The organism is Fusicatenibacter faecihominis (assembly GCF_020686945.1).
Classification (GTDB): Bacteria; Bacillota; Clostridia; order Lachnospirales; family Lachnospiraceae; genus Limivivens; species Limivivens faecihominis.
In genome coordinates, this window is the sequence record NZ_JAJEPR010000032.1 from 11,986 (window position 1) to 37,253 (window position 25,268).

Sequence of the window (25,268 nt, forward strand, 5' to 3'; positions counted from 1 at the left end):
AGAAGTATCAAAAGAAAGGAAGGATTCTTATGAAAAAGAAATATTTAAGCATTCTGCTTGCTGCAGTAACGATTACTGCAGCCATGAGTGTTTATGCAGCTCCCAGCATCAGCACGATCATGCCGGAAGCTCCCAGAGTTGTAGAAGGCAATATATCCGCAGGCCAGAAGGTTATTGTACAGAATGTAAATACCGCAGCATATAAAAATAAAACAGTTGCTGATCTGGTGGATAAAGTAAATGATGACAGCGTCCAGATGACAATGGAAGATATCCTTACAGCACTGGGTATCAATGCGGATGAGCAGCAGGAAACTCCTGACGGCAGAGATGTAAATCCTTCTCTTTACGAGCTGCTGACTCCTTTTGTAGATGTAGCTATTCAGGAAGGAGACAATGTAACTTATGAGAGCGATGGCGCTATCAAAGTTACCCTGAATATTGAGGCAGCCAAAGGCGCTAAGATGGAAGATCTGCTTCTGATGCAGATTGATCAGGAGACCGGTAAAGTTTCCTTTATCCCGGCAGAGGAGCTGGATCCGGAGACCGGAGATATGACAGTTACCCTTTCGAGCCTTGGACCGGTAGCTCTGATTGGAAAGGTTCGCGTTGTAAGCAAGAAAGCAACTCCGGAGCTGTATTCCAATGAAAAGGTTGCTGAGGTTGCAGATCAGCTGAAGGATGAAGAGGCTGGCTTTGCAATGACAGATTTTGTGAAAGATTTCATGGAGACTGATGCGACAGAGATCAAAGTATCCGATGATAAGACCATCAATCCGGATGACTATGAGAGTGTAACCGAGCTGATGGATCTGGCAATTAAAGCAGGCGATACCTACAGTTACAAGATGAATGGTTATCTGAATGCCGAGGTAAACTGTGAGATCAGCAAAGTGAACTGGCAGAAGATGGTTGCCGCTGCATATCCGGATTTTGATACCGCTGCCGCTGAGACAGATCCGTCCCTTCTGGTAAATCTGGCTCCCTTTACTCTGGATGATGTTGTAGTAGCACAGGCAGATGCTGTGACTGGAGAGATGTATTATCTGACAGATGTGGAGTTTAGCTTTGCATATCCGGAGGATGAGGAAACCGAGACCGAGGTTGCTGAAACAGAAGTAGCTACAGAAGCTGAGACTGAAACAGAAGTAGCTACAGAAGCTGAGACTGAAACAGAAGCTGCAGAGAGCGAGACTGAGACCGAGGCTCTGGAGAGTAGCGAGGATAATAAGGAAGAGCTGATGACCTGGGATGTTCAGGATGAAGACAAGAAGGATGAAAAGCAGCCGAATCTGGTAATCAAAGGTAAATTTACCGGAATGGGTCCGCTGGCAGTCTTCATGAAGAAAGCTCAGTAATCGGATGAGGAAGGAATAGTTTGATGTCAAGAAAAAAACGCGGACACAGACAGAAAAAGAAGAGAGTTCTATCTCAGGTGATTTACTATCTTGTCATCGTTGCTCTGGTAGCCGGAATTATCGGTATTATTGTAGTCAACAGACAGCAGAGAGCAAAACGGGCGGAATACAAGCAGACGCTGATCAGTCAGGAAACAGAAGTTGACATCAGTGATCTGGGAGATATGATGGTAAGACCTTCTGCAGAAACAGAGACAGAGACAGAGACGGAAACAGAAACAACAAAAGCAAAAACGAAAGCTTCAAAGACACCGAAAGCAACAGAAAAAACATCCGAGGAAACAACAGAAGCACAGTAATATCTTATGGCACCAGAGAATGATCTGGTGCCATTTTTTGAATTTCGGTTAATCTAAACTTGCCATAGCTTTAATTTCTTGGTATGATAGAGACGATAAGAAAGACTGTATGCAGAAAATAGTTACAGAAAAAGATAAAGGAGATTGGAAAAATGTTTGATACCATAAAACTGATTGGTGAGAAGTTCCGCCTGTCGGGAGAATTATATTCTTACAGCGTGATTACGGTTGGAAATATCAACTCTACCTATAAGGTAACTTATGCTGTGGGCGATAATAAGTATAAGGCTTATCTTTTCCAGCGGATCAATACGCATGTATTTAAAAATCCGGTACAGATCATGAGAAATATTGATGAGGTGACTTCTTATATCCGAAAAAAATATCCGGGGCAGCTGACACTTCACTTTCACCATACGGCAGAAGGAAACAACTATTTTGTCAGTGACGAGGATTCTTTCTGGAGAGTGATGAATTATGTGGATTCTCTCACACTGGACAATACCGATGATCTGGCTGTGATTGAGGCAACTGGCAAAGCTTTTGGTAATTTCCAGGCGCAGCTGGCGGATTTCGACGGTTCTGTTCTGTATGAGACCATTCCGGATTTTCACAACACCAGAAAGCGTCTGAACACCCTGTTTGAAGATGTGGAGAAGGATCCCTGCAATCGTGTGCATGAGGTGCCGGATGAGATTGCTTATCTTTCTTTTGTCAGTGACAAGGCGGCAGAGTTGAGTGAGCTTTTCGCCAATGGTGAGATTCCGAGAAGAGTAACCCACAACGATACAAAGGCCAATAATGTTCTTTTTGATAAAGTGACAAAAGAACCGCTGGTTGTCATTGATCTGGATACGATTATGCCGGGAATGTCCATGTACGATTTCGGTGATGCAGTCCGTTTCATTGCCAATACCTCCGCAGAGGATGAACCGGACACCAGCAAAGTCTTCTTTGATACCGGAAAGTTTCGTGCGTTTGCAAAAGGATTTATCCGGGAAACCAAAGACCTTCTGACAGAGGTGGAGCTGAAGAACCTGGTAAAAGCCAGCTTCTCCATCACCGTAGAGCAGGCCAGCCGTTTTCTCGATGACTATCTGACCGGAGATCACTATTTCCGATATGAGTATCCGAAACACAATCTGGTCCGTGCGAGATGTCAGCTGCAGCTGGCCAAGGATATTGAGAAAAAATGGTCCGAGCTGGAATGGATTATTCAGGATGTAATTGACCAGCTGGGAAATAATTAATCTTTCTCTGCTTTTGGGGGCAGTGGCCGCAGCGTATGGGTGCGGAGCTTCAGCTTTCGTGTGCGAAGAAAGCTGAAAAGAAAGAGCAGTACCGGAAGCAGGAGAATTCCTCCGAGGCTGTTGAAGAGATAAAGCCCGGTAAGGGCAGAAAGTCCCAGCAGTAGAGTGGAAAGAAGAGAAAGAAAAATACTTCCTTTTTCCAGAAAGAGAAAGGCGTTGCCCAGAAACAGCAGGATGCAGAAGATCCCGTCTGCCAGGCCTGGAAAGTTTTGGAGACTTTTCAGGCCTTCTGTGGAGCAGAGAAAATAGAAGAGCCAGGCACTGCCAGCCATTCCAAGGAGTCCCGCCAGATTGAGAAGGCGGGGCTTTTTGCATTTGCGGAGCTCTTCGAGGACGGCCCGATCCCAGAGAAGGACGTCGGTTTTTCCTGCAAGAGCAACAGCAGAGTTGGTAAAATACTGATTGGTCAGCACGGCGGCCACGTCGCATTCATAAAATTTCATGCCTGCATAGGCTTCCTGGATTGCTTTGTTTCCAAGATAATAGGAATAACATTTGCACTGGATGCCATATTTTTTCCGATGTTTCCAGGCCAGAATATCAATGCCCTGATCGCCGCTGCCCCGGGTGACTTCTACATGGTGAAAGCCGTTTCTGCGGAGCAGTCCGGCACAGTAGTGCTCAAAGGTATGACCGTCCATTCGGTCGTAAGATTTCTTCATTGTAATGATTCGTCTCCTGTAAGAATACTGTCTTTTTCGCGGTAAAACTCATCATAGCGCTGGTTGAGCCAGTCTACGGTCTCAGTAAGTCCTTCCGGGGAATACTCGAAAAGCTTGGTTTCCTTTTCATCGTCCGGAGTTACTTCAAAGCAGTACGGGCCCGGATAGATGGTGGCGGAAATCTGACCATCCTTCAGAGTCAGAAGATAGCGCATGCTGTGAAAAGAGCCGGTATAGCGGGTTTTCTTGATATAAGCAAGAGAGAAAACTCCCGAAAGATCTATTTTTTCGTTCATAAAAGCCTCCTGTATTTTGTCAAAACAAATGTTCTTGCTTTCTAGCATAACATAAGACCGGGAAAAAATCCAGACAATTGCGAAAGAAAAGATTGCATTTTTGGAAAAAGTATAGTATGATAAGAAAAACAAATCTGAAACAGTATTTAGTCACTATTTTCCGGATCATTTCTGATCCAAAAAATCCATGAAAGTTTAAAAATAAAATCTGATTTTGGTAAAGTCTGTCATTCATTCTATCTTTTATGATACCAGTGTCAAAAGACCTTTTGACACTCATATCATCTTTTATTCCCTATTGATAAAATCTTATAAAAAATACGGAAAGGAGTTCTTGCATGGAGCATAAAAAGCGGTGCCGGGATCCTACCCAGTAATCTGATCTGACAACTGAATATTGAAAATAGGAGGAGATGCTTGATATGAAACATAAAATCAGGAGCTGCTTTGCATTGCTGTTGGCAGTGTCCACACTGATAACGTCTGTTCCGGCGGGTGTATTAGCCTCGGAGCCTGCTGTGACGATGGAGGAAGAGTCTTCGACATCCGGGGCAGAAGAAGAAACTTACGATTTTTCGGAAACGAAAGCGAAGGAAACGGAATCTGACGAGGAAGCACTTTCAGAAGAAACAGAAAAAGAAGCGGAAACCGCAGAAAGTATGGTGGAGCAGACGGAGGAATGGGATTCTGCTGAAATGACTGTGCAGGAGACAGAAGATGAGACTTCTGAGGAAGAAATTCTGAAAGAGGAAACTGAAATACAGGAAGCGGAAACTACGATTGCTGAAACCGAAACAGTGGCCACGGATCTGGCCGATGAGGAGGAAAAAGCAGAGATTACAGAATTTTCCGTTCAGGGAAATGGAAGTGTTTTTGTCTATGCCGATGGAAAAAAGGTAGCGGAACTATCTGGAAATGCTTCTTTTCAGAAAGTGGAGAGTCTGGATGGAAAAGATCTCACTTATACCATGCTGCCATTTCAGGGAAATTTTGCCTATTCTGTCAAAAGAAATGAGGAAATCGTAGCGGAGGACTGCTGGGAAAACTGCGGAGCAGATGCGGCCTATTCCGGGTGTCTGTTTCGTTCCGGCGGAACATATGTTTTTTGTTTTATGACTGAGGAAGAACTTGCGGCAATCCCGCTGCCTCTGGGAGACGGTTCTCTTTTTCAAGGGGGAAGAAATGATCATCTTCTGGGCTTTGGCTCCATGCCGGGACAGAATATGGATGATCCGAAAGCAGGAGAGTATTATACGGCCCGGGCGGTCTTTTATCCGGCTGTCGGAGGTTATAACGTACATAATTACTTTAATCTGCAGCAGGGTTATGTATATCCATCTGAGGATTCCGATATTTATCAGAAATTCGGAAGTGCTTTTCGAATGACGACCTGCGGTTCTTCCGCAGCACAGATCTGCCCCAGACCGGGTGCTACGGGAACTCTTTACATTTACATCGACCAGGTGACGGAAAATACCGTGGTTTATCAGGCAGCCTGGCGAAACGATAATGGAACGCAGCAGAACGTCTATGGAAATTTTAAGACAAGTATTCCCAAACCTCATGGAGGAATTGTCATTCATAAACGCCTTGTTTATGCGGACAGAGCAGCGACTGCTGTATATCAGCTGGATGCAGTTTTCGACGTTCTGGATGCTTCGGGAAAGAAGGCAGGAAGCATTACAACAGATCCGGCAACGGGAGAAGGCTATCTGAGCGATCTGGACCCTGGAACCTATACTATAAAAGAGGTGAAAGCGCCAAAATATGCCACCCTGTCAACTGCTTCCTGGAACTGTACGGTAAGCACCGGAAAACAGGCGAGCGTGACCGTGAAGAATTATCCTTATATGGGCATTATTTTTCTGAATAAGAAATCTTCTACGGGACAGTGGGATGATTCCATGAAGGGCGCTGTGTACGGGATCTGGGACAGCAAAGACTGTTCAGGAGAGCCGCTGGTAAGGACAACGATCACCAGTGAGCGAACCAAGATCAACCGCTTTCTGGCCTTTGACCAGACCTATTATGTGAAAGAGATCAGTGCGCCGCCCAGCGGGAAATGGGGACTTTCCGGAAAAATTTATTCTGTGAAGTTCAGTGAAAAGGATCTGCCCGCTACGATACAGAAAGATGCCGATCAGTTTGTAGGAAAGGACTTGACAGTGACAGAAGACGAACCCTCGAATGTGAAGGTACGGGTAAATAAAACCTCTTCTCTCAGCCGGGCGGATTTTGACTGGCTGACAAGATTTCCAAATTATTCTCTTGCAGGCGCGGCTTATACTTTTTACTGGGATGAAGCCTGCCAGGATGCCATTGGAACGGTATATACCCATACGCTGGAGAGTGGCTTCTATACCAGATATCTGGAGATTCCGGGGTTGAAACCAGAGGAAAGCCGTGTGATTTATTATCAAGAGGCATGGGCATCAAACGGTCATGCGAGAAATCTTTCCGTAAAATCCCTGAAAGTAACGGCTCCGAAGGCGGATTCTAAGAAGGATGCGCTGTATACGGTAAAAGATGAAGACCTTTATGTGTTCGGTTCTCTGAATAATCTGCTGAAAAAAGTAGGAAGCGATGGAGAGGAATATCGACCTCTTGCAGGTGCTCAATTTGAACTGAAGCTGTATGACTCTCCTCAGGGAGGAGAGGAGCTGATGTCCTGGCTTTTTGAGACGAATGCAGAAGGAAATCTGAAGCTTCGCACTCCGCTGCAGGGAAAGGTCTATATTTCTCAAATATCCAATCTGACCTGGTTTCCCATGGGGTATTACACCATCCGGGAGACAAAGGCTCCGGTCGGTTATATTTGTGATCCTACGGTGAGAAGCTTTTCTCTGCTTCCGGAAAATGATAGTGTTTCCGCAGATGGAAAGACGACGAACCCGATCTGCAGGATGAGCGAGACCTGGCCGGAACTGGTAAACCAGCAGGAAACAGGAGAGCTTTCCCTTAAAAAAACGTCAGCAAAGCCGGAACTGACGGCACAGAACGAGCTCTATTCCTTTGAAGGGGCGGAGTTTGGTATCTATGAAACAGAAGATTTTTCCGGCGAGCCTAAGGTGCTGCTGAGGACGAAAGAGACGGGGGAGACAGATACCGTAACTTTGCCCGTCGGCACTTATTATGTGAAAGAAAGAAAAGCTCCTGCAGGTTATCGGCTCAGCCAGGAAGTAAAAAAAGTTGTACTGGCCCTGGGAGATCATCAGGAGGTGATCTTTGAAGACGAGCCGTTTTATCAGCAGGTAGAAACAGCAGTTCAGAAAGAAGTCAAAGGCGGAACCAATGTCTCAAAGGAAGGGGCGGAGTTTACCCTGCGCTATTACAGCGGAGAAAGTCTGCTTCGGACCTGGGTTTTAAAAACAGATGCAGAAGGTCTGGCAAAATTTGAAGACAGCTATAAAATTTCCGGGGATTCTTTCTATCAGGCAGATGGAAAGGCGGTTCTTCCGCTTGGAAGATTGACGATAGAAGAGACGAAAGCTCCAGCTGGTCTTTCGATAGATCCTGCTGTACGGACGTTTGTATCCGATGAAAGCGGAATCTATACCGATGCAAATGGGGTTCTCTTTACTAATGGGGGAATCCGGATAACGGATGAACCGGTTTATGGAGGGGTGAAAATCTTAAAGAGAAGCCTGGATCAAGGGGAAGAGCCTGATGGCGACGCCCGGTTTGAAGGTGCTGTTTTTGGAATTTACAATAAAAATAGTTATTCTGTGACACGAAAAGATCAGGAAGACGACTCTTATCCCACAGATGCGGAGGTAATGAGGGTTACGGCAGATGCAGCCGGGCTGGCAGAAACTGCTGCGGTTCTGCAGGCAGGAACTTATCTTGTGAAAGAACTGACTGCACCGGAAGGGTATCTCCTGAGCGAGGAAGAACTTCTTTTTACGATTCCGGAGGACAAGCCAGGAGAGATTGTCGATCTGACAGAAACGCCTGTGAGAGATCAGGTAATCCGCGGCGGTTTTGCTCTTTCCAAATGGGATCTGGAGCTGAATGAACCGGGAAAATTCCAGGGAGATGCCACACTGGAAGGGGCTGAGTTCACTCTGACCAATGAATCGGAACATTCCGTGCTTGTGAATGGCAGAAAAATTGCGCCCGGAGAGGTGATTGATACTTTTCGGACGGATGCGGAAGGAAAGATTGAGACAGCGAAAGATCTGCTTCCCTATGGAAGTTATAAGCTGGAAGAAACCTGTCCGCCGACGGGGTACACCAGAGACGGTGAAAACTTAAGCAGAATCTTTAAAGTGCGGAAAAATGGAAAAGTCTATCGCTTTGATGAGGAAAATTCTGCAGCAAAAAACAGAGTCAGCCGTTTTGATATTACCCTGGTGAAATTTAAAGATACTCTGAGCAGCGAAGAGCCGGGAGACCATGTGCTTCCGCTGGAAGGCTGCAAGTTTGAAATCCGCCTGAAATCTACGGGAGAATTATACGCGGAGCTTGTCACAGATAAAGACGGTGTGGCAACGACAAAAGATCCGGAACATTTCCCGAACGGAAGACTTCCCTATGGAACCTATGTGGTGACAGAGACGGAACATCCGGCCTCTGTGATGCCGGTTGCACCTTTTGAGATCAAGGGAGAGGTGGACCGGAAGGAATATACGGGAATTTACTTGAATGACCGGCCAATCGAGATGCCTGTGACTCTGGTGAAAAAGAGTGGGGATCAGGATCTGATCATTCCGGCAGCGGGAACTGAATTTCAGGTGCTGGATGAGAAGAAAAAGCCGCTGACTTTTCATGTATACTATCCTCATGCAGAAGAGATTACCACGCTGAAAACGGATGAGTCGGGAACCATTACCATTCCGGAGAAACTGCCGTACGGTACTTATTATCTCAGAGAACTTCAGGCACCGGAAGGCTATCTGAAAGGAGAAGATCTTTGTTTTACCGTGGACAAATGGGGAAGCTGGACAAAGCCGATGGAAGTAAGCTTCCATGATGAACCGGTAAAAGGCAGAATAAAGCTTTTCAAAATGGACGCAGAGACCAAAGAACTACTGGCCGGGGCTGTATTTTCCGTATTTGCAGCGGAGGATATCGTGACACCAGATGGCTTCTGCCATTATGCAAAAGATGAATTTATTGAAAGTGTTACTATCGAGGCAGATGGAACGGGAAGTACAGGAAAACTGCCGCTGGGAAAATATATTGTCCGGGAGACAAAAGCACCGGAAGGCTATTGTCTGGACACTGCCAGCTATCCGGCTGAGCTTGTATATGAGGATCAGGAGACAGCGCTGGTGACAGCAGAGCTTACCCTGGAAAATCATCCGACTACCTGGAAGCTTTTTAAGACAGATACGGCCGGGAACACACTGGATGGTGTGACTTTCTCCGTGCAGAAAGTGCTGGCGGCAGATGAAGCAGAAAATCTGTCAGAAGCGGTATTGGTGACAACGGCTGACGGCGGAAAGATCGAAACGAAATATGTCACAGCGGGAACCTATGTGATTCGTGAGGTATCTACGCTTCCGGGTTATCTTCTGGATACGAAAGAGCGTTATTTTACAGTGGATGAAGAAGGTTTTATTTTTGAGTCGGATTCCGAGGGCAGACCTCTGGATGAAGACTGTGCAAAGTCTGATACAGAGACACTGAGATGGATCAACGATTATACGAAATGGGATATTTCCAAAACCGATATCACCGGGGATCAGGAACTGGAAGGAGCCGAGCTTGAGCTTCACAATGATCAAAATGAGCTGATCGAGACCTGGATTTCAGGAAAGATGCCTCATCGGATCGAACGGCTGACCCCGGGAAAATACCTTCTCACAGAAAAGATTGCGCCGGCAGGTTATGTGACAGCCAATACGATCTCTTTTGAGGTGACAGAAGACGGAGAGGTTCATCGGATTACGATGATTGACCAGTGTACGAAAGTGAAGATTTCCAAACTGGATATTACAAACCGGAAGGAGCTTCCGGGCGCTCATCTGGAGATTCTGGATGAAAAAGGCGAAGTGCTGGAAAGCTGGATTTCCGGAGAAGAGCCCCATTATGTGGAAAAACTTCCGGCAGGCAGCTATCATCTTCGTGAAACCATCGCTCCGGATGGTTATGAAAAGACAGAGGATGTCATTTTTGAAGTGAAGGATACGATGGAGATCCAGACCGTCTTCATGTATGACAGTCCGGTTAAAGAGACAGAGCCTGTTCCGGTTGAGACGGAAGTACCAGATACCGAGCCTGCTGAGACAGAACCTGTCGAAACAGAAAAGCCAGAGACGGAGCCTGCAGAAGAAACGGAAACAGAAACTCCGGAGACAAAAGTTCCCGAGACGGAAGAGACTGAAACGGAAACTGAAACAAAAATAACAGAAACAGCCACATCTGAAACAAGCACATCTGAGACACCTTCGTCAGAAAATTCCAAAAAATCAAATGCTCCGAAGACAGGAGATACGACAGACCGAACCGTGGAGGTAAGCGTTTTGCTTCTTTCCGGCACCGTACTTCTGGCTTTCTGGAAAAAGAACAGAAAATCAAAGAAAAGTAATGAGTAATAACAAATAATTTGACTCCATGGATGGTCTGTTGAAGAAAAAATACAGATCATCCATGGAAAATCAGAAAAAAGGTATTGAATTTTTAAATGAGAGTGCTATAATTGATGCCATGGAAGCATAGCTCAGCTGGGATGAGCGTTCGCCTCACACGCGAGAGGTCAGGGGTTCGAGCCCCCTTGCTTCCATTTTTGATGAGGAGCATCTTACAGGAATGTGAGGTGCTTTTTGTTTTACAAAAAAGGATGGAACACTAAATAAAAGGATCGCGTGAGAATCCTGCAATAAAAACAGGTCTCACGCGATCTTTTTATTTAATTCCGGCTTCTTCCAGAAGCTTTGCAATATTGATTTCAAAGTCTCCATAAATTCCAACAGTGAGTGTCTGATCAAAGGGGGCAATCATTGGCGCAGCGTCTTCCTCGTAACGATATTCGGAAAAAAGTGTGACAGCCAATGGGGCCTGCAGAACCTGACAGGAACCTTTTCTGCTGCGAATATAATTCCGGATAGTAGCAGAAAGCTCCATGGAAAGCGCCTGATGCAGATAAGTCGGTGCCCCCATCATGTAGATTTGGCCGTCGATCAGCTCCGCGCGTTCTCCTTCCGGAAGAGCATAGATATCTTTGATTGTATAGGTATGTTCTTTGGGTAATGGCATAGAATCAGCTCCTTTCAATATATAATTGTACACTTTTAAGCAGGATAAGAAAAGATAAAATTGTAAAAGAAATTTTAAAAACATAGATTTTTAGACGTCAATCGCAATAGAAAATGCAGCCTGAGAGTAATAAATTAGAAATATAAGTATGAAAAATGGAGCATACGGGATTCGAACCCGTGACCTCCTGAATGCCATTCAGACGCGCTCCCAGCTGCGCTAATGCCCCTTACAAAATGTAATTATATCTTATGGATTTGAAAAATGCAAGCAATTTTTCACAGAACTTTTCCTCTCTCATATGCTAGGAGTAAACCTTGATTTTGAAAGGAGTTCTCATGCAAAATAATACGGATTGCTGTAGCAGAACGAACCGCCTGGACTATTCCGGCCTGGATCAGCTTCCCCTGGCTATGGCTTATGTTCCCTGGCAGACATTTCATAAAACCTACGACCATGCGACAGCTCTTTCTCTTGGAACGGTATTTCCGGAGCTCTGCATGCCATTCTGCGGCAAAGGAGGTGCCTGCCTGTGAACAGAAACGGTTGTAACTGCCAGGGTATGAGAAATAATGGCTGCTCCGGACGGTCTAATAACTGTCCGCCGCCCATGCCCCGCCCCGAGCCCAGACATTATTCTACAGATCTTGGCGCCATGAATCAGGAACAGCTTCTCACCTATATCAATCAGGTCAGCTTTGTTGTCTCCGATATGCTTCTCTACCTCGACACTCACCCGACAGACCGTGAGGCCCTTGCCTATTGCGAAGACCACATTGCCATGAGAAATAAAGCGCTGAAAGAATATGCAGCGCTCTATGGACCGCTCACAATCGACACCGCTGACGACGCATCCAGCGAATGCTGGGAATGGGTCAACACCCCCTGGCCCTGGGAAGGGAGGTTGAAATAGTCTATGTGGAATTATGAAAAAAGATTACAGTACCCGGTTAATATCAAGGAGCCAAATGCAAAACTGGCACAGATTATTATGAGCCAGTATGGTGGACCGGATGGGGAAATGGGTGCTTCCATGCGTTATCTCTCCCAGCGTTTTACCATGCCGAACCGAAAAGCAATGGGTATTTTAAATGACATTGGCACCGAAGAGCTCGCCCACCTGGAAATGGTTTCAACCATTGTTCATCAGCTGACCCGCGGGCTTTCGCCGGAGGAAATCCAGAAAGCCGGTTTTGCTCCTTATTATGTGGATCACACTGTAGGCATCTGGCCTCAGGCGGCTGGCGGCGTTCCATTCAATGCCTGTGAGTTTCAGTCAAAGGGAGATCCAGTCACGGATCTTCATGAAGATCTGGCGGCAGAGCAGAAAGCCCGGAGCACCTATGATAACATCCTCCGGCTCGTGAAGGAACCGGACGTGGCAGATCCGATCCGTTTCCTTCGCGCTCGTGAGATTGTGCATTTCCAGCGTTTCGGCGAAGCGCTCCGAACGGTTCAGGATCAGCTTGATTCCAAGAATTTTTATGCTTTCAATCCAAGTTTTGACGCTCCGGTGAGCTGTTTCTGTCCTTCCTGTAATCAAAAATAAAGCGTATTATATGAAAGCAAAAAGGCTCGATCTCATACATCGGGCCTTTTTCCTTTCACAGAAAAGCAGTTTCAAAAATTAAAAAAACATAAAATCCCCTCTATATCCTCAGAAAGGATGGTAAAATGCACCATTCTATAGTATAGTATCGGGGAAACCTGCAAAAAGAGGAGAAAAAGAGATGAACTATTCAGGGTATGAGCTTTTGTGGCTGTTTTTTGTGTATTCGTTTCTGGGGTGGATAATTGAGACGGCGGTGGCTTCGGGGAAGAACCGGAAGTTTATAAACCGAGGTGTCTTTACGGGGCCGGTTTGTTTTGCCTATGGTTTTTCAGCGGTGTTTATGACGCTGGCATTCTGGGATCTGAAGGATAATCCGGTGTTCTTATTCCTGGGCTGTATGATCGTGGCGACGGCAGTGGAATGGTTTACGGGAAAAGCGCTGGAGCGGATGAAGCATCGAAAATGGTGGGATTACTCCGGAAAAAAATGGAATTTCGACGGTTATATCTGCCTTTCCTATTCCCTGCTCTGGGGAATTTTGGGTACCTTCTGTTTGTGTTATGGAAATGAATATTTCACGATTCTTTATAAACTGCTGCCGGGCCTTCTGGCAAAGATCCTGGTGTGGGTTATCTTCGGAGTGGAGGCACTGGATGCGGTGGTATCCTACGCGGCGCTGTTTCATAACCAGAAGAAAATGCCGGAAAAGGTGCAGGACTTTGACCGGGAACTGAGACGCTGGACAAAAAGGCTGGGAGAGTGGGTCTGCGCTCATATGGAGACCCGAATTGAGAAGGCCTATCCGACGGTCGGAGGGGAGAAGACCCTTGAGGAGGAAGAGCAGGGCTTTGCAAAAGGTTGCGGTTTTTATAAGCTCTTCTGGCTCTTTTCCATCGGGGCTTTTCTGGGAGATCTGGTGGAGACGGTGTTCTGCCGTTATTCTATGGACCGTTGGATGAGCCGGAGCAGCCTGGTCTGGGGGCCTTTCAGCATTGTATGGGGTCTGGCTATTGCCGGAGTGACAGCCCTGCTTTATAAAGATCGGCAGCGGTCGGATGGTCAGCTTTTTGTGGCGGGAACTTTTCTCGGCGGCGCTTATGAGTATATCTGCAGTGTTTTTACCCAGCTGGTTTTTGGAAAGGTCTTCTGGGATTACAGTAAACTGCCCTTTAATCTGGGCGGACGAATCAATCTGTTGTTTTGCTTCTTCTGGGGAATTGCGGCAGTGGTCTGGATCAAGCTCCTTTATCCGAAGATATCCGCAATCATTGAGAAAATGCCTCAGATCATCGGAAAGATCGTTACCTGGATTCTGGTGGCCTTTATGGCGGTGAATATGCTGGTTTCAGCCATGGCGCTGATCCGCTACGACAGCCGTGGAAACGGGAGAGCGGCAAGATACAAGTGGGAAAAAGTCATGGATGAAAATTTTGATGATGCACGGATGGAGAAAACCTATCCCAGCGCGAAAAAAAGATGAGCGGACTTTGACCTTTCCCGGGAAATGTGCTATGATACTCAGGATAAAACAGCAATTTTCGAGGTGGCATTGTGTTCCGCTGTGAAAAAGAGGTAATTTGATGGCTTCAAAAACAACGAAAAAGAAACAAAAAACTCTGCGCCAGCTTTGGTATACCGTTTTTCCGAGAAAAAAAAGCTGGAGCGGAGAGGCTTATTACGACTATAATCTGCTGGCCTGTGTGATTTTGCTGACCTGTTTCGGTCTGGTGATGCTTTACAGTACCAGCGCTTATACAGCGAAAGTTAAATATGGCTCTGATATGGCTTTCTTCGGGAAGCAGGCGGTGATCAGTGTGGGCTGTATTTTTGGCATGATGGCAATATCCAAAGCGGATTATCACTGGATTGCCAGTTGGGGAACTTTGTTGTACGGAGTTTCCAATATTCTCCTGTTTGCAACAAAATATGTAGGTGAAGACGTAAATGGAGCAACCCGGTGGATTAAGCTCGGACCGGTTCAGTTCCAGACGGCGGAGATCGCAAAGCTGGCGATTATCCTTTTTATTCCATCAGTGATTGTGAAAATGGGAAGAAACATTAAGGGCTGGAAATCTCCACTCCTTCTGCTTTTCTTCGGGGCAGTCACAGCGGTTCTGACCTGGAAATTTACGAATAACCTGAGCTCCGCGATGATTATTGCCGGAATGACTGTGGTTCTGATTATCGTTGCCCATCCCTGGGGAACCAGAATTGCCATTATAGGAGGAATTGCGTCGGTGCCTGCTGTTAGCATTATCCGAAGTGTGGCTGTGCAGCTCGCCCAGAGCAGCGATAGTTTCCGCTGGGGGCGTATCCAGGCTTGGCTGAATCCGGAAAGCGAAAGTTCCGGCAAAGGTTATCAGATCATGCAAGGGCTTTATGCTCTGGGGTCCGGCGGCCTTTTCGGAAAGGGACTTGGAAACAGTGCCCAGAAACTGGGAGCTGTGCCTGAGGCCCAGAACGATATGATTTTTACGATTGTCTGCGAGGAACTGGGGGTCTTTGGAGCGGCGGTTCTGACGATGCTGTTTGTGTTCCTTCTGTACCGGCTGTTTTTTATCGCGCAGAATGCGCCGGATCTTCTGGGGGCGCTGATCGTGACCGGTATTTTTGCCCAGGTCGCTCTGCAGGTGATCCTGAATATTGCCGTTGTGCTCAATGTGATTCCGGCCACGGGAATTACCCTTCCGTTTATCAGTTATGGAGGTACGTCCATTGTGTTCCTGATGGCGGAGATGGGCATCGCCCTGAGCGTGGCGGATAAAATACGGCTGAAAGATGAATATACTTTATAAAAGAAAAGTCTGTGAGGAAAACTTCCCACAGACTTTTTTCATAAAAAGGTTCACAAAATAACGGAATCGTTATATAATCAATGAATGCGAGGATTAAAGCCTTCTTAAGGCTTTTTCATAAAAGATAAGGAGATTGAAAAATGAGTAAAGTTAGAACACGTTTCGCACCGAGCCCCACTGGAAGAATGCATGTGGGAAATTTAAGAACCGCATTATATGCTTACCTGATCGCAAAGCATGAGGGGGGAGATTTCCTTCTTCGTATCGAGGATACCGACCAGGAGCGTTATGTGGAAGGTGCTGTCGATATCATTTACCACACACTGGCAGAGACTGGACTGATTCACGATGAGGGTCCGGACAAAGACGGTGGCTGTGGCCCCTACGTTCAGAGTGAGCGTCAGGCAGCAGGCATCTATATGAAATATGCCAAAGAGCTGGTAGAGAAAGGCAAAGCATACTACTGCTTCTGCGACAAAGAGCGTCTGGAATCTTTAAAACAGGAGGTTGCCGGAAAAGAGATCATCGTTTACGATAAGCATTGTCTGCATCTTTCCAAGGAAGAGGTAGAGGCAAATCTGGCAGCAGGAAAGCCTTTCGTTATCCGTCAGAACACCCCGACCGAGGGAACGACCCGTTTCGTGGATGAGATTTATGGCGTGATCGAAGTGCCCAACGCCGAGCTGGACGATATGATCCTGATCAAATCCGACGGCTATCCCACCTACAACTTCGCCAACGTTGTGGACGACCATCTGATGGGTATCACCCATGTGGTTCGTGGAAATGAGTACCTGTCTTCCGCACCGAAATACAACCTTCTTTACGAGGCATTTGGCTGGGATGTGCCGGTATACGTTCACTGCCCGCTGATTACCAATGAGGAGCATAAGAAGCTTTCCAAGAGAAGCGGCCATTCTTCCTATGAGGATCTGATCGATCAGGGCTTCCTGACCGAGGCTGTCGTAAACTATGTGGCTCTTCTTGGCTGGTGCCCGACAGATAACCGCGAAATTTTCTCCCTTCCGGAGCTGGTAGAGGCTTTTGATTATCACCATATGAGCAAATCCCCGGCCGTTTTCGATATCAACAAGCTGAAATGGATGAACGGCGAGTACATCAAGGCCATGGATTTCGATAAATTCTATGAGAGAGCTCTTCCGATCCTGAAAGAGACGATTCACCGCGATCTGGATCTGAAGAAGATTGCCGGGATGGTGAAGACCCGTATCGAGGTATTCCCGGATATCAAAGATCTGGTTGATTTCTTTGAGGCTGTTCCGGAGTACGACAGTTCCATGTATGTACATAAGAAAATGAAGACCACCGAAGAGTCTTCCCTCACGGTTCTTCAGGAAATCCTGCCGGTTCTTGAGAGCCAGGAGGATTACAGCAACGATGCTCTTTATGAGACTCTGGTTGCTTTTGCAAAAGAAAAAGGATACAAGAACGGTTATGTGCTCTGGCCCATCCGTACCGCTCTTTCCGGTAAGCAGATGACACCGGCCGGCGCAACAGAGATTCTTGAGGTTCTGGGCAAAGAAGAGTCCATCAAGAGAATCCAGGCAGCCATCGAAAAGCTTGGTAAATAAGTATGGCATTAAGTGAAAGCCAGAAAAAAGCCGTCTCTCATGTAAAAGGACCGCTTCTCTGTCTGGCAGGTCCGGGATCGGGGAAAACGACAGTGATCACCGCCCGGACCCGCTTTCTTATTGAGGAGAAAAAGATTTCTTCCATGTCGATCCTTGTCATCACTTTCACAAAAGCAGCCGCTCTGGAGATGAAAGAGCGGTTTCAGGTCCTGATGGGCGGACGTTCCTGTCCGGTGACCTTCGGGACCTTTCATTCTGTTTTTTTCTGGATTCTTCGTCAGGCGTACGGGCTCAGCGCGGCCAATATCATCCGGGAGGAACAGAAATATCAGTTCTTGCGGGAGCTTCTTTCCCAACACCACCTGGAGATCGAAGATGAAAATGAATTTCTTGCCGGCATCATCGGCGAGATCAGTCTGGTAAAAAATGACCGGATCCCTCTGGAAAACTATTATTCCAAAAACTGTTCCGAGGAGCTGTTCCGGAAATTTTTCAACGGGTACCAGGAAAAGCTTCAGAAGGAACGGTTGCTGGATTTTGATGATATGCTGGTAATGTGCTATGAGCTTCTTTCCCAGCGGCCGGATATCCTGGCAGGCTGGCAGAAGCGGTTCCGCTATATTCTGATTGACGAATTTCAGGATATCAACCAGATTCAGTATGACACGATCCGGCTTCTGGCGACTCCGGAGAACAACCTTTTTATTGTGGGAGATGACGACCAGTCGATCTACCGGTTCCGGGGAGCCCGGCCGGAGATCATGCTAAATTTTAAGAAGGATTACCCGGAGGCGGAGACTGTGACCCTGGCGGAAAATTACCGCTCTGTGGAAAATATCATCCGGGCGGCGGGGAAGGTCATCAAGAATAACCATGCCCGGTACCCGAAGGATATCCATGGTGTCCGGGAAAAAGGAGAGCCTATCGAGATTCACGGCTTTGTGAACCAGGGGCAGGAGAATGGCTTTGTGCTGGAAAAGGTGCGGGAATATCAGAAAAAAGGTGTGGCCTTAAGGGATATGGCTGTGCTTTTCCGGACGAACACGGCGGCCCGGCCTCTGGTGGAAAAATTCATGGAATACAATATTCCTTTCCAGATGAGGGACAGCCTGCCGAATATCTACGAGCACTGGATTGCCCAGGATCTTATCACCTATATCCATATGGCCCAGGGCAGCCGGAAACGGCAGGATTTCCTGAAGATTGCGAACCGCCCCAAGCGCTATCTGAGCCGGGATGTGCTTCAGGACAGTGAGATTTCCTTTCTGTCCCTCCGGCGGGCCTACGAGGACAAGGACTGGATGCTGGATCGGCTGGATAAGCTGGAGAGCGATCTCACGGTGATCAGCCGGCTGAAGCCCTACGCGGCGGTGAACTACATCCGAAACGGTGTGGGCTATGAGGAATATCTTTCCGAGTACGCCGAGTACCGGCATATCCGGGTGGAGGAGCTTTTGGAAGTTTTAAATGAGCTTCAGGAGGCGGCGAAGGGCTTTGACTCTTTTGAGGACTGGTTTCAGCATATGGAAGAATATAAAGAGACGTTAAAGAACCAGAACCGGGAGAAAAACAGGGAAGAGGATGCGGTGACGTTGACGACGCTCCACAGCTCCAAGGGGCTGGAGTTTCCCGTTGTTTTTATCGTGGATATCAATGAGGGAACGATTCCTCACCGGAAAGCGACTTTGGAGGCGGATCTTGAGGAGGAGCGGCGGATGTTCTATGTGGGGATGACCCGGGCAAAAGACCGGCTTCATCTCTATTACGCCAAGGAACGGTACGGAAAAAAGCAGGATGTTTCCCGTTTTCTCGATGAACTCCGGGCAAAACCGGCCGCTAAGAGCTGATTTAAACGAGCATAAAAAAACTGGCAGATGAAAGAATACAGTATCTCTCATCTGCCAGTTTTTCATTTTCTCTTAGTTCTCGTCGTCTGCATCAACCAGCTCGTCGTACTCAGAGTCATCCAGAAGCTCGTCGAAAGCGTCTGCAACTCTCTCGTACTCGTCGTCGTCCATGATGTTGTCCAGGCTCGGTTCGCCGTTGACTTCCTGGAAACGGTAGATGTAAACCTCTCCGTCGTCGTTCTCGCCGTTCTCATCCAGCGGAAGGAGGGCAATGTACTGTTTGTCGTCTACCGGGAAGATGGTAAGTACGGCGCACTCCTGAACGGTTCCATCGTCCAGAGTCAGGGTAACGGTAGCTTCTCCGTCGGTTCCGCAGCCTTCGCAGCCGCTGCAGTCTTCGCTGGTGCAGGGGGTTACGCCATTATTATTTTCTAAATCGCTCATTTCTGATACCTCATTTTCTATTAGATTCACGTTAAGGTGTGTAGTTTCACTTTATCAGATGCATATGAAAAAAGCAAGCCCTATTATGAAAAACCTGTACAAACCCGGAGAGGTCGGCTATAATGAAGGATAGTGAAAAGTAAAGGAGCTTGTATATAATGAAATTGATATCCTGGAATGTGAATGGCCTGAGAGCCTGCATGACCAAAGGGTTTATGGACGCGTTCGAGAGTCTGAACGCGGATATTTTCTGCCTGCAGGAGACGAAGCTTTCTGAGGGGCAGCTGGCGCTGGAGCTTCCCGGCTACCACCAGTACTGGAACTATGCGGAGAAAAAAGGTTATTCCGGCACGGCTATTTTTACGAAGGAAGAACCTTTAAGCGCTGCCTATGGGATTGGAATCCCGGAGCACGACCATGAGGGTCGGGTCATTACCCTGGAATATGAGAAATTTTATTTTGTCACCGTCTACACGCCCAACTCCCAGGACGGCTTGAAACGCCTGGATTACCGGATGGAGTGGGAAAAAGCTTTTCTGGCTTATCTCAAAAAGCTGGAGGAGAAAAAGCCCGTGATCTTCTGCGGCGACCTGAATGTGGCCCATCAGGAGATTGATCTTAAAAATCCCAAGACCAACCGGAAAAATGCTGGCTTCACCGATGAGGAGAGAGCCAGATTTTCCGAACTTCTGAAAGAGGGTTTTGTGGATACGTTCCGGTATTTTTATCCCGAGGAGACCGGGATCTATTCCTGGTGGTCTTACCGTTTTCATGCGAGGGAGAAGAACGCCGGCTGGCGTATCGACTATTTTCTGGTATCTGAGGTTCTGAAAGACGAACTGAAGGACGCAAAAATTCATACGGAGATCTTCGGTTCCGACCATTGTCCGGTGGAACTTGAGATCTTTTGAAAGATGGGAGCCGAAACAGAATGAATTTACTCACGATAGAAAATCTTTCCAAAGTATTTACCGAGAGACAGGTCTTTGACCAGGCGGATTTCTCCGTCAACGAGGGCGAAAAGATCGGCGTCATCGGCGTCAACGGAACGGGAAAAAGTACTCTGCTCAAGATCATCGCCGGTCTGGAGGAGCCGGACAGCGGCAAAGTGACCCTGGGAAACAACCTGGTCCTGGGTTATCTTCCCCAGAAGCCAGAGTTTGAGGAGGGAATGACTGTTCTTCAGGCAGCCCTTGCGGGGAACAAAAACAAGATCAACGAATGGAGCATCGAGAGCGAGGCCAAGACGATGCTTCTGTCCCTGGGGATCGACGAATTTGAAAAGTCGGTACACCAGCTTTCCGGCGGCCAGAAAAAGAGAGTGGCTCTGGCCAATGTACTCTTAAAGGAGCCGGATATCCTGATTCTGGACGAGCCCACCAACCATCTGGACGGTCAGATGGCCCAGTGGCTCGAGGACTTTCTGATCCGTTTCCGTGGAGCCCTCGTGATGGTTACCCATGACCGTTATTTCCTGGACCGTGTGGCCACCCGGATTGTGGAAGTGGATCAGGGAAAAATTTACAGTTACCCCGGCAGCTATTCCGAGTTTGTACGCCTTAAGGAAGAGCGTCAGAATATGGAGATCGCGACGGAGCGGAAGCGCCAGAGCATCTTGAGGAAAGAACTTGAATGGCTCATGCGGGGAGCCAGAGCCCGTTCCACGAAGCAGAAGGCTCACATTCAGCGGATTGAGATCATGCAGGAAAAGGACGGCCCGGCAGAAGAGTGCCAGGTGCAGATGAGCTCCTTGAGTTCCCGGCTGGGCAGAAAGACCGTGGAAGTGGAAGGTCTTTGCAAAGCTTATGGAGACCGGCAGCTGATCCGGGATTTCACCTACATTTTCCTCAAGGGCGACCGCGTGGGAATCACGGGACCGAACGGCTGCGGAAAGAGTACCCTATTGAAAATGATTGTCGGTGAGGTGGAGCCGGATGCCGGTACCATTGAGATCGGCCAGACCGTAAAGATCGGTTATTTTTCCCAGGAGAGCGAGTCTCTGGATGATAATATGCGGGTCATTGATTATATTAAGGAAGCGGGCGAGTATGTCCAAACCACAGAAGGGACGATCACGGCGGCACAGATGCTGGAACGCTTCCTTTTTGACGGGGCCATGCAGTGGAGCCTCATCGGAAAGCTCTCCGGCGGAGAGAAACGACGACTGTATCTTTTGCGGATCCTGATGACAGCGCCCAATGTGCTGATCCTGGATGAGCCTACCAACGATCTCGATATCCGGACCCTGACGATCCTGGAGGATTATTTGGACGGTTTCGACGGTATCGTGATCACGGTTTCTCATGACCGTTATTTCCTGGACCGTGTGGTGCGGCGGATGTTTGCTTTTGAAGAGAATGGGAAAATACGCCAGTATGAGGGCGGTTTCTCTGATTATCAGGTGGCTTCGGCGGCCCGGGCGGAGGAAAATGGAACTCCGGTGAAAGCAGAGGAAGCGGAAGCTCCGAAGGAAAAAACGGAAAAACCGAGAACCAGAAAGCTGAAATTTACTTATAATGAAGAAAAGGAATATGCGGTCATCGACGAGGAGATCGAGGCTCTGGAGGAAAAAGTCAAGGAGCTGGATCTGGAGATTGTCCGAAACGCCACGGATTATCCGAAGCTGAGTGCCCTCACGAAGGAAAAAGAGGAGACGGAAGAGAAGCTGATGGAGAAAATGGAGCGCTGGGAGTATCTCACGGACCTTGCCGAGCGGATCGAACAGGAACGGGGGAAATGACCATGGAAAAACAATGGATACCGGAGACGGGGGACTGGACGAGGGCTGGAGTGACAAAGACCGGCCAGGGTGTCAATTTTACCCTGGAACTTCCGGAAGCTGAGACAGCGGGGCTTCTGCTTTTCCAGAAAGGGGAAGAAGAGCCGGAGGCAGTGATTCCCATGGGGGAAAAGGTCATGGGGGATCTCTGTTCCATTTTTCTCAAAGGTTTTCGCCCGGAACGGTATGAGTATGCCTACCGGATTGGTGAGGAAGTCTTTGTGGACCCCAGAGCGGAGCGGATCCTGGGCCGGAAGGATTTCGGGGAGTGGGATCCGGAAACTGGCGTTCCGGCCCTTCGGGGTGGCTTTGCTTTTGAGGCCTATAACTGGGAAAATGACCGCCATCCGAAAATTCCCTATGAGGAGGGGATCCTTTATCATCTTCATGTGAGAGGCTTTACGAAGAATCAGAATTCCAGAGTGCGGCACAAGGGCACCTTTGTGGGACTGGCAGAAAAGATCCCCTATCTGAAGGAGCTGGGCGTCAACCAGCTGCTTCTGATGCCGGTGTATGATTTTGATGAGCGGATTCTTCCGGAAAAGGAGAAAAATATTCCCTATCAGAAAGAAGGGCAGGAACCGAAACTCAATTACTGGGGCTATGGGAAAGCCCGGTATTTCGCTCCGAAAAGCACCTACTCCGTGAAAGATCCGGTGAAGGAGTTTAAGGATCTGGTGAAAAAGTTTCACGCAGAGGGCATCGAAGTCCTCATGGAGATCTTTTTCCCGGAGGGAACGGAGGAACGGCTGATTTTCGACTGTCTGGAGCACTGGGTACGGGATTACCATGTGGACGGTTTTTACCTGATGGGAGATGATTCTATGAACCGTTTTCTTGCCCGGGATCCGATGTTTGTGGGAACCAAGCTTCTTTCTACCTGGTTTGATACGGATAACATTTATGAAAGGAAAAAGACGCCCGCGTTCCGGAATCTGGCGGAGCACAACGACGGTTTCCTCGTGGATGCCCGCCGTTTTCTTAAAGGGGACGAGGACCAGCTCCCGGCCTTCACCTGGCGGGTGCGGAAGAACCCGGCGAAGTGCGCGGTCATCAATTACGTTACCCATCACGACGGCTTTACTCTGATGGATCTCGTGTCCTATGAGGAACGCCACAATGAGGCCAACGGCGAGGGCGGTCAGGACGGTCCGGCCTACAATTTCAGCTGGAACTGCGGCGTGGAAGGCCCCAGCCGGAAAAAGAAGATCCAGGAGCTTCGTCTGCAACAGATGAAAAATGCCTTTCTGCTCCTTCTTTTTTCTCAGGGAACGCCCATGATTCTGGCGGGAGACGAGTTTGGGAACAGCCAGCGGGGCAACAACAACCCCTACTGCCAGGACAACGAGACTTCCTGGCTGGAGTGGAACGGACTGAAAAAGCAGGCGGAACTGTTTGAATTTGTGAAAGCGGCGATTGCTTTCCGAAAGACGCATCCGCTTCTTCATCAGGCGAAGGAGCTTCAGGGAACCAGTGGTTCGGTTCTGGGATATCCGGACGTTTCTTGCCACGGCCAGCAGGCCTGGTACGGGAATTTCGAGACCACCAGCCGCCATTTTGGCATGATGTACTGTGGTGAGGAGGGAGAATACCTCTATGTTGCCTACAATCTTCACTGGAAGGAGCAGAGTTTCGCCCTGCCAAAGCTTCCTGAGGGACTTTCCTGGCAGCTGGTTTTTGATACAGAGGATGGAGCCTCACCGGAAAAGGAGATCAAATGGATCGATCAGAAATCCTTTGAGGCGCCGCCGAGAAGTATTCTGGTTCTGGAGGGAAGGAAGTAAGATGGGATTTCACGCAATCAAGCATTTTAAGACGATCACGCATCACAAAATTCTTGTGGCGAAGGGCTGTTTCCGGGTGGGTCTGTACCGCCAGGGGCTGCTTCACGATATGAGCAAATATTCTCCCAGCGAATTTCTCGTGGGTTGTAAATATTATCAGGGTTTCCGAAGCCCCAACGACGCAGAACGGCGGGCGAAGGGCTATTCCTCCTCCTGGCTCCACCACAAGGGCAGAAACAAGCATCATTTCGACTACTGGCTCGATTACAGTATCGACAAGCCGGGACACCCGATTGAGGGCGTGCAGATGCCACGGCGTTATGTGGTGGAGATGCTGATGGACCGGATCGCTGCCTCCAAGATCTACAACGGGGAAAATTATACGGATCATGATCCGCTGGAGTATTTTCTGAAAGGAAAGGCCCATTATATGCTCCATCCGAAGACCGAACGGGAGATCGAAGGACTTCTCCGGATCCTGGATCAGCGGGGAGAAGAGTATCTTTACGGCTATGTGAAATATGTGTATCTGGCTCCGCTTCACCGGGATTTTCGGAAGCTGCTGCCGAAGAAAAGAAGAAAACAGGCATAAAAATACCCCGGTTCCGGGAGAGGCAGATCGAAAGCTGCCCTGACGGAGCCGGGGGATCGTTTTTATTCCGGATAAACCAGACGGTCCGGGGTAATGTGGTAGAGGACCTGATCCAGGAAGCGTTTGGCCAGGTAGTTTGCCATGCCAAGATTCATATCCAGGTAGTTTCCGCAGTCTTTCGGGGAAGCGCCGGGAACCTCGCCGCGGTAGTCGCGGATGAACTCGAACATTTCGATCATCAGAGGCAGAATCTCTTCGGAAGAGTGGTCTCCGGTGAGCAGAAGATAAAAACCGGTACGGCAGCCCATGGGGCCGAAGTAGAGAACGCTGGATTTCCAGGTCTCATGGTTCCGTAAAAAGGTGGCTCCGAGATGCTCGATCGTGTGGACCTCGGCGGTGTTCATAACGGGTTCCTCGTTGGGGCTGGTCATGCGGATGTCGAAGGTGGTGACGGTGGTCTCGCCTGCCAAGTCTTTCCGGGATACATAGACGCCGGGCTGGAGCAGGATGTGGTTTATGGTAAAGCTTGTGATTTTTTCCATGGAAAATCTCCTTTCTTAGTATGTAACTATTCAGAGCCAGCTCGATTCCGCTTCGCTGCATCTTGCTGTGGCTTCTCGTCATATAGATTTCCAGCCAAAAGTGTTCATTCATGCAAGCATGATTCACACTTTCGACCGGAAATCTATCTGTCTCTG

Annotated in this window: 20 protein-coding genes and 2 tRNA genes; 16 read left to right on the forward strand and 6 right to left on the reverse strand. The window is 48.2% G+C overall.

Annotation, left to right across the window (positions count from 1 at the left end; all coding sequences use genetic code 11):
• Window positions 1-29 precede the first annotated feature (29 nt).
• The 3 genes from LKD71_RS14110 (at window position 30) to LKD71_RS14120 (ending at window position 2,967) form a co-directional block, all read left to right on the forward strand.
• Window positions 30-1,358: a hypothetical protein gene (locus tag LKD71_RS14110; RefSeq protein WP_227615950.1), complete on the forward strand. Its 1,329-nt coding sequence runs from the start codon at window positions 30-32 to the stop codon at window positions 1,356-1,358.
• Window positions 1,359-1,381: 23 nt separating this feature from the next.
• The gene (locus tag LKD71_RS14115) at window positions 1,382-1,717 is read left to right on the forward strand and encodes a hypothetical protein (RefSeq protein ID WP_227615951.1); all 336 of its coding nucleotides are present in this window, start codon (window positions 1,382-1,384) and stop codon (window positions 1,715-1,717) included.
• 152 nt (window positions 1,718-1,869) lie between these two features.
• Entirely contained in the window at window positions 1,870-2,967 is a 1,098-nt protein-coding gene (locus LKD71_RS14120) for a phosphotransferase enzyme family protein (RefSeq protein ID WP_227615952.1), read from the forward strand.
• Here LKD71_RS14120 and LKD71_RS14125 read toward each other — a convergent pair.
• Together LKD71_RS14125 and LKD71_RS14130 are read right to left on the reverse strand one after the other, a co-directional pair.
• The gene (locus tag LKD71_RS14125; protein WP_227615953.1) at window positions 2,964-3,689 is read right to left on the reverse strand and encodes a restriction endonuclease; all 726 of its coding nucleotides are present in this window, start codon (window positions 3,687-3,689) and stop codon (window positions 2,964-2,966) included. The genes LKD71_RS14120 and LKD71_RS14125 overlap by 4 nt on opposite strands.
• On the reverse strand, window positions 3,686-3,985 hold the full coding sequence (locus tag LKD71_RS14130) for a GNAT family acetyltransferase (RefSeq protein WP_227615954.1): 300 nt from the start codon (window positions 3,983-3,985) through the stop codon (window positions 3,686-3,688). Before LKD71_RS14130 ends, LKD71_RS14125 begins: the two co-directional genes overlap by 4 nt.
• A gap of 422 nt (window positions 3,986-4,407) precedes the next feature.
• Between LKD71_RS14130 and LKD71_RS14135 the strand changes: the two genes are divergently transcribed.
• Together LKD71_RS14135 and LKD71_RS14140 are read left to right on the forward strand one after the other, a co-directional pair.
• Window positions 4,408-10,524, forward strand: a complete 6,117-nt coding sequence (locus tag LKD71_RS14135; protein ID WP_227615955.1) for a SpaA isopeptide-forming pilin-related protein — start codon at window positions 4,408-4,410, stop codon at window positions 10,522-10,524.
• Window positions 10,525-10,638: 114 nt separating this feature from the next.
• Window positions 10,639-10,712, forward strand: a tRNA-Val gene (locus tag LKD71_RS14140).
• 122 nt (window positions 10,713-10,834) lie between these two features.
• Here the strand turns inward: LKD71_RS14140 and LKD71_RS18200 are convergent.
• Together LKD71_RS18200 and LKD71_RS14150 are read right to left on the reverse strand one after the other, a co-directional pair.
• The gene (locus LKD71_RS18200) at window positions 10,835-11,185 is read right to left on the reverse strand and encodes a Uma2 family endonuclease (RefSeq protein ID WP_255633069.1); all 351 of its coding nucleotides are present in this window, start codon (window positions 11,183-11,185) and stop codon (window positions 10,835-10,837) included.
• Between the two features lie 156 nt (window positions 11,186-11,341).
• A tRNA-Ala gene (locus LKD71_RS14150) sits at window positions 11,342-11,414 on the reverse strand.
• A 109-nt stretch (window positions 11,415-11,523) separates the two neighbouring features.
• Here LKD71_RS14150 and LKD71_RS14155 point away from each other — a divergent pair.
• The 7 genes from LKD71_RS14155 to LKD71_RS14185 all read left to right on the forward strand — a co-directional run bounded on the left by LKD71_RS14155 (window position 11,524) and on the right by LKD71_RS14185 (window position 18,971).
• The gene (locus LKD71_RS14155; protein WP_227615956.1) at window positions 11,524-11,721 is read left to right on the forward strand and encodes a spore coat associated protein CotJA; all 198 of its coding nucleotides are present in this window, start codon (window positions 11,524-11,526) and stop codon (window positions 11,719-11,721) included.
• On the forward strand, window positions 11,718-12,098 hold the full coding sequence (locus tag LKD71_RS14160) for a spore coat protein CotJB (protein ID WP_331466479.1): 381 nt from the start codon (window positions 11,718-11,720) through the stop codon (window positions 12,096-12,098). Before LKD71_RS14155 ends, LKD71_RS14160 begins: the two co-directional genes overlap by 4 nt.
• A 3-nt stretch (window positions 12,099-12,101) precedes the next feature.
• Window positions 12,102-12,734, forward strand: a complete 633-nt coding sequence (locus tag LKD71_RS14165; RefSeq protein ID WP_178047386.1) for a manganese catalase family protein — start codon at window positions 12,102-12,104, stop codon at window positions 12,732-12,734.
• A gap of 181 nt (window positions 12,735-12,915) precedes the next feature.
• The gene (locus LKD71_RS14170) at window positions 12,916-14,217 is read left to right on the forward strand and encodes a putative ABC transporter permease (protein ID WP_227615957.1); all 1,302 of its coding nucleotides are present in this window, start codon (window positions 12,916-12,918) and stop codon (window positions 14,215-14,217) included.
• Between the two features lie 100 nt (window positions 14,218-14,317).
• On the forward strand, window positions 14,318-15,532 hold the full coding sequence (locus LKD71_RS14175; RefSeq protein WP_178047384.1) for an FtsW/RodA/SpoVE family cell cycle protein: 1,215 nt from the start codon (window positions 14,318-14,320) through the stop codon (window positions 15,530-15,532).
• A 140-nt stretch (window positions 15,533-15,672) separates the two neighbouring features.
• Window positions 15,673-17,124, forward strand: a complete 1,452-nt coding sequence (gltX, locus tag LKD71_RS14180; RefSeq protein WP_227615958.1) for a glutamate--tRNA ligase — start codon at window positions 15,673-15,675, stop codon at window positions 17,122-17,124.
• 2 nt (window positions 17,125-17,126) lie between these two features.
• Complete coding sequence (locus LKD71_RS14185) at window positions 17,127-18,971, forward strand: ATP-dependent helicase (RefSeq protein WP_227615959.1); 1,845 nt, start codon at window positions 17,127-17,129, stop codon at window positions 18,969-18,971.
• A 72-nt stretch (window positions 18,972-19,043) separates the two neighbouring features.
• On the opposite strand, the gene LKD71_RS14190 is transcribed toward LKD71_RS14185, so the two are convergent.
• Window positions 19,044-19,415, reverse strand: a complete 372-nt coding sequence (locus LKD71_RS14190) for a DUF1292 domain-containing protein (RefSeq protein WP_178046720.1) — start codon at window positions 19,413-19,415, stop codon at window positions 19,044-19,046.
• A 158-nt stretch (window positions 19,416-19,573) separates the two neighbouring features.
• Between LKD71_RS14190 and LKD71_RS14195 the strand changes: the two genes are divergently transcribed.
• From LKD71_RS14195 to LKD71_RS14210, 4 genes are read left to right on the forward strand one after another with little or no spacing between them, the layout of a single operon-like run.
• On the forward strand, window positions 19,574-20,326 hold the full coding sequence (locus LKD71_RS14195) for an exodeoxyribonuclease III (protein ID WP_178046719.1): 753 nt from the start codon (window positions 19,574-19,576) through the stop codon (window positions 20,324-20,326).
• Between the two features lie 20 nt (window positions 20,327-20,346).
• Window positions 20,347-22,155: an ABC-F family ATP-binding cassette domain-containing protein gene (locus tag LKD71_RS14200; RefSeq protein WP_227615960.1), complete on the forward strand. Its 1,809-nt coding sequence runs from the start codon at window positions 20,347-20,349 to the stop codon at window positions 22,153-22,155.
• A 2-nt stretch (window positions 22,156-22,157) separates the two neighbouring features.
• Window positions 22,158-23,978, forward strand: coding sequence for an alpha-amylase family glycosyl hydrolase (locus LKD71_RS14205; protein WP_227615961.1), 1,821 nt, complete (start codon window positions 22,158-22,160; stop codon window positions 23,976-23,978).
• Between the two features lies 1 nt (window position 23,979).
• Complete coding sequence (locus LKD71_RS14210) at window positions 23,980-24,570, forward strand: DUF5662 family protein (RefSeq protein ID WP_227615962.1); 591 nt, start codon at window positions 23,980-23,982, stop codon at window positions 24,568-24,570.
• A 62-nt stretch (window positions 24,571-24,632) separates the two neighbouring features.
• On the opposite strand, the gene LKD71_RS14215 is transcribed toward LKD71_RS14210, so the two are convergent.
• On the reverse strand, window positions 24,633-25,112 hold the full coding sequence (locus LKD71_RS14215; protein WP_227615963.1) for an S-ribosylhomocysteine lyase: 480 nt from the start codon (window positions 25,110-25,112) through the stop codon (window positions 24,633-24,635).
• Window positions 25,113-25,268: the final 156 nt, after the last annotated feature.

Bases quoted from the DNA above. Each gene is read 5' to 3' on its own strand.
- LKD71_RS14215 (WP_227615963.1), bottom strand. From the start codon at position 25,112: ATGGAAAAAATCACAAGCTTTACCATAAACCACATCCTGCTCCAGCCC.
- LKD71_RS18200 (WP_255633069.1), bottom strand. From the start codon at position 11,185: ATGCCATTACCCAAAGAACATACCTATACAATCAAAGATATCTATGCT.
- LKD71_RS14130 (WP_227615954.1), bottom strand. From the start codon at position 3,985: ATGAACGAAAAAATAGATCTTTCGGGAGTTTTCTCTCTTGCTTATATC.
- LKD71_RS14190 (WP_178046720.1), bottom strand. From the start codon at position 19,415: ATGAGCGATTTAGAAAATAATAATGGCGTAACCCCCTGCACCAGCGAA.
- LKD71_RS14170 (WP_227615957.1), top strand. From the start codon at position 12,916: ATGAACTATTCAGGGTATGAGCTTTTGTGGCTGTTTTTTGTGTATTCG.
- LKD71_RS14210 (WP_227615962.1), top strand. From the start codon at position 23,980: ATGGGATTTCACGCAATCAAGCATTTTAAGACGATCACGCATCACAAA.
- LKD71_RS14110 (WP_227615950.1), top strand. From the start codon at position 30: ATGAAAAAGAAATATTTAAGCATTCTGCTTGCTGCAGTAACGATTACT.
- gltX (WP_227615958.1), top strand. From the start codon at position 15,673: ATGAGTAAAGTTAGAACACGTTTCGCACCGAGCCCCACTGGAAGAATG.
- LKD71_RS14205 (WP_227615961.1), top strand. From the start codon at position 22,158: ATGGAAAAACAATGGATACCGGAGACGGGGGACTGGACGAGGGCTGGA.
- LKD71_RS14135 (WP_227615955.1), top strand. From the start codon at position 4,408: ATGAAACATAAAATCAGGAGCTGCTTTGCATTGCTGTTGGCAGTGTCC.
- LKD71_RS14185 (WP_227615959.1), top strand. From the start codon at position 17,127: ATGGCATTAAGTGAAAGCCAGAAAAAAGCCGTCTCTCATGTAAAAGGA.
- LKD71_RS14125 (WP_227615953.1), bottom strand. From the start codon at position 3,689: ATGAAGAAATCTTACGACCGAATGGACGGTCATACCTTTGAGCACTAC.
- LKD71_RS14195 (WP_178046719.1), top strand. From the start codon at position 19,574: ATGAAATTGATATCCTGGAATGTGAATGGCCTGAGAGCCTGCATGACC.
- LKD71_RS14165 (WP_178047386.1), top strand. From the start codon at position 12,102: ATGTGGAATTATGAAAAAAGATTACAGTACCCGGTTAATATCAAGGAG.
- LKD71_RS14155 (WP_227615956.1), top strand. From the start codon at position 11,524: ATGCAAAATAATACGGATTGCTGTAGCAGAACGAACCGCCTGGACTAT.
- LKD71_RS14175 (WP_178047384.1), top strand. From the start codon at position 14,318: ATGGCTTCAAAAACAACGAAAAAGAAACAAAAAACTCTGCGCCAGCTT.
- LKD71_RS14120 (WP_227615952.1), top strand. From the start codon at position 1,870: ATGTTTGATACCATAAAACTGATTGGTGAGAAGTTCCGCCTGTCGGGA.
- LKD71_RS14200 (WP_227615960.1), top strand. From the start codon at position 20,347: ATGAATTTACTCACGATAGAAAATCTTTCCAAAGTATTTACCGAGAGA.
- LKD71_RS14115 (WP_227615951.1), top strand. From the start codon at position 1,382: ATGTCAAGAAAAAAACGCGGACACAGACAGAAAAAGAAGAGAGTTCTA.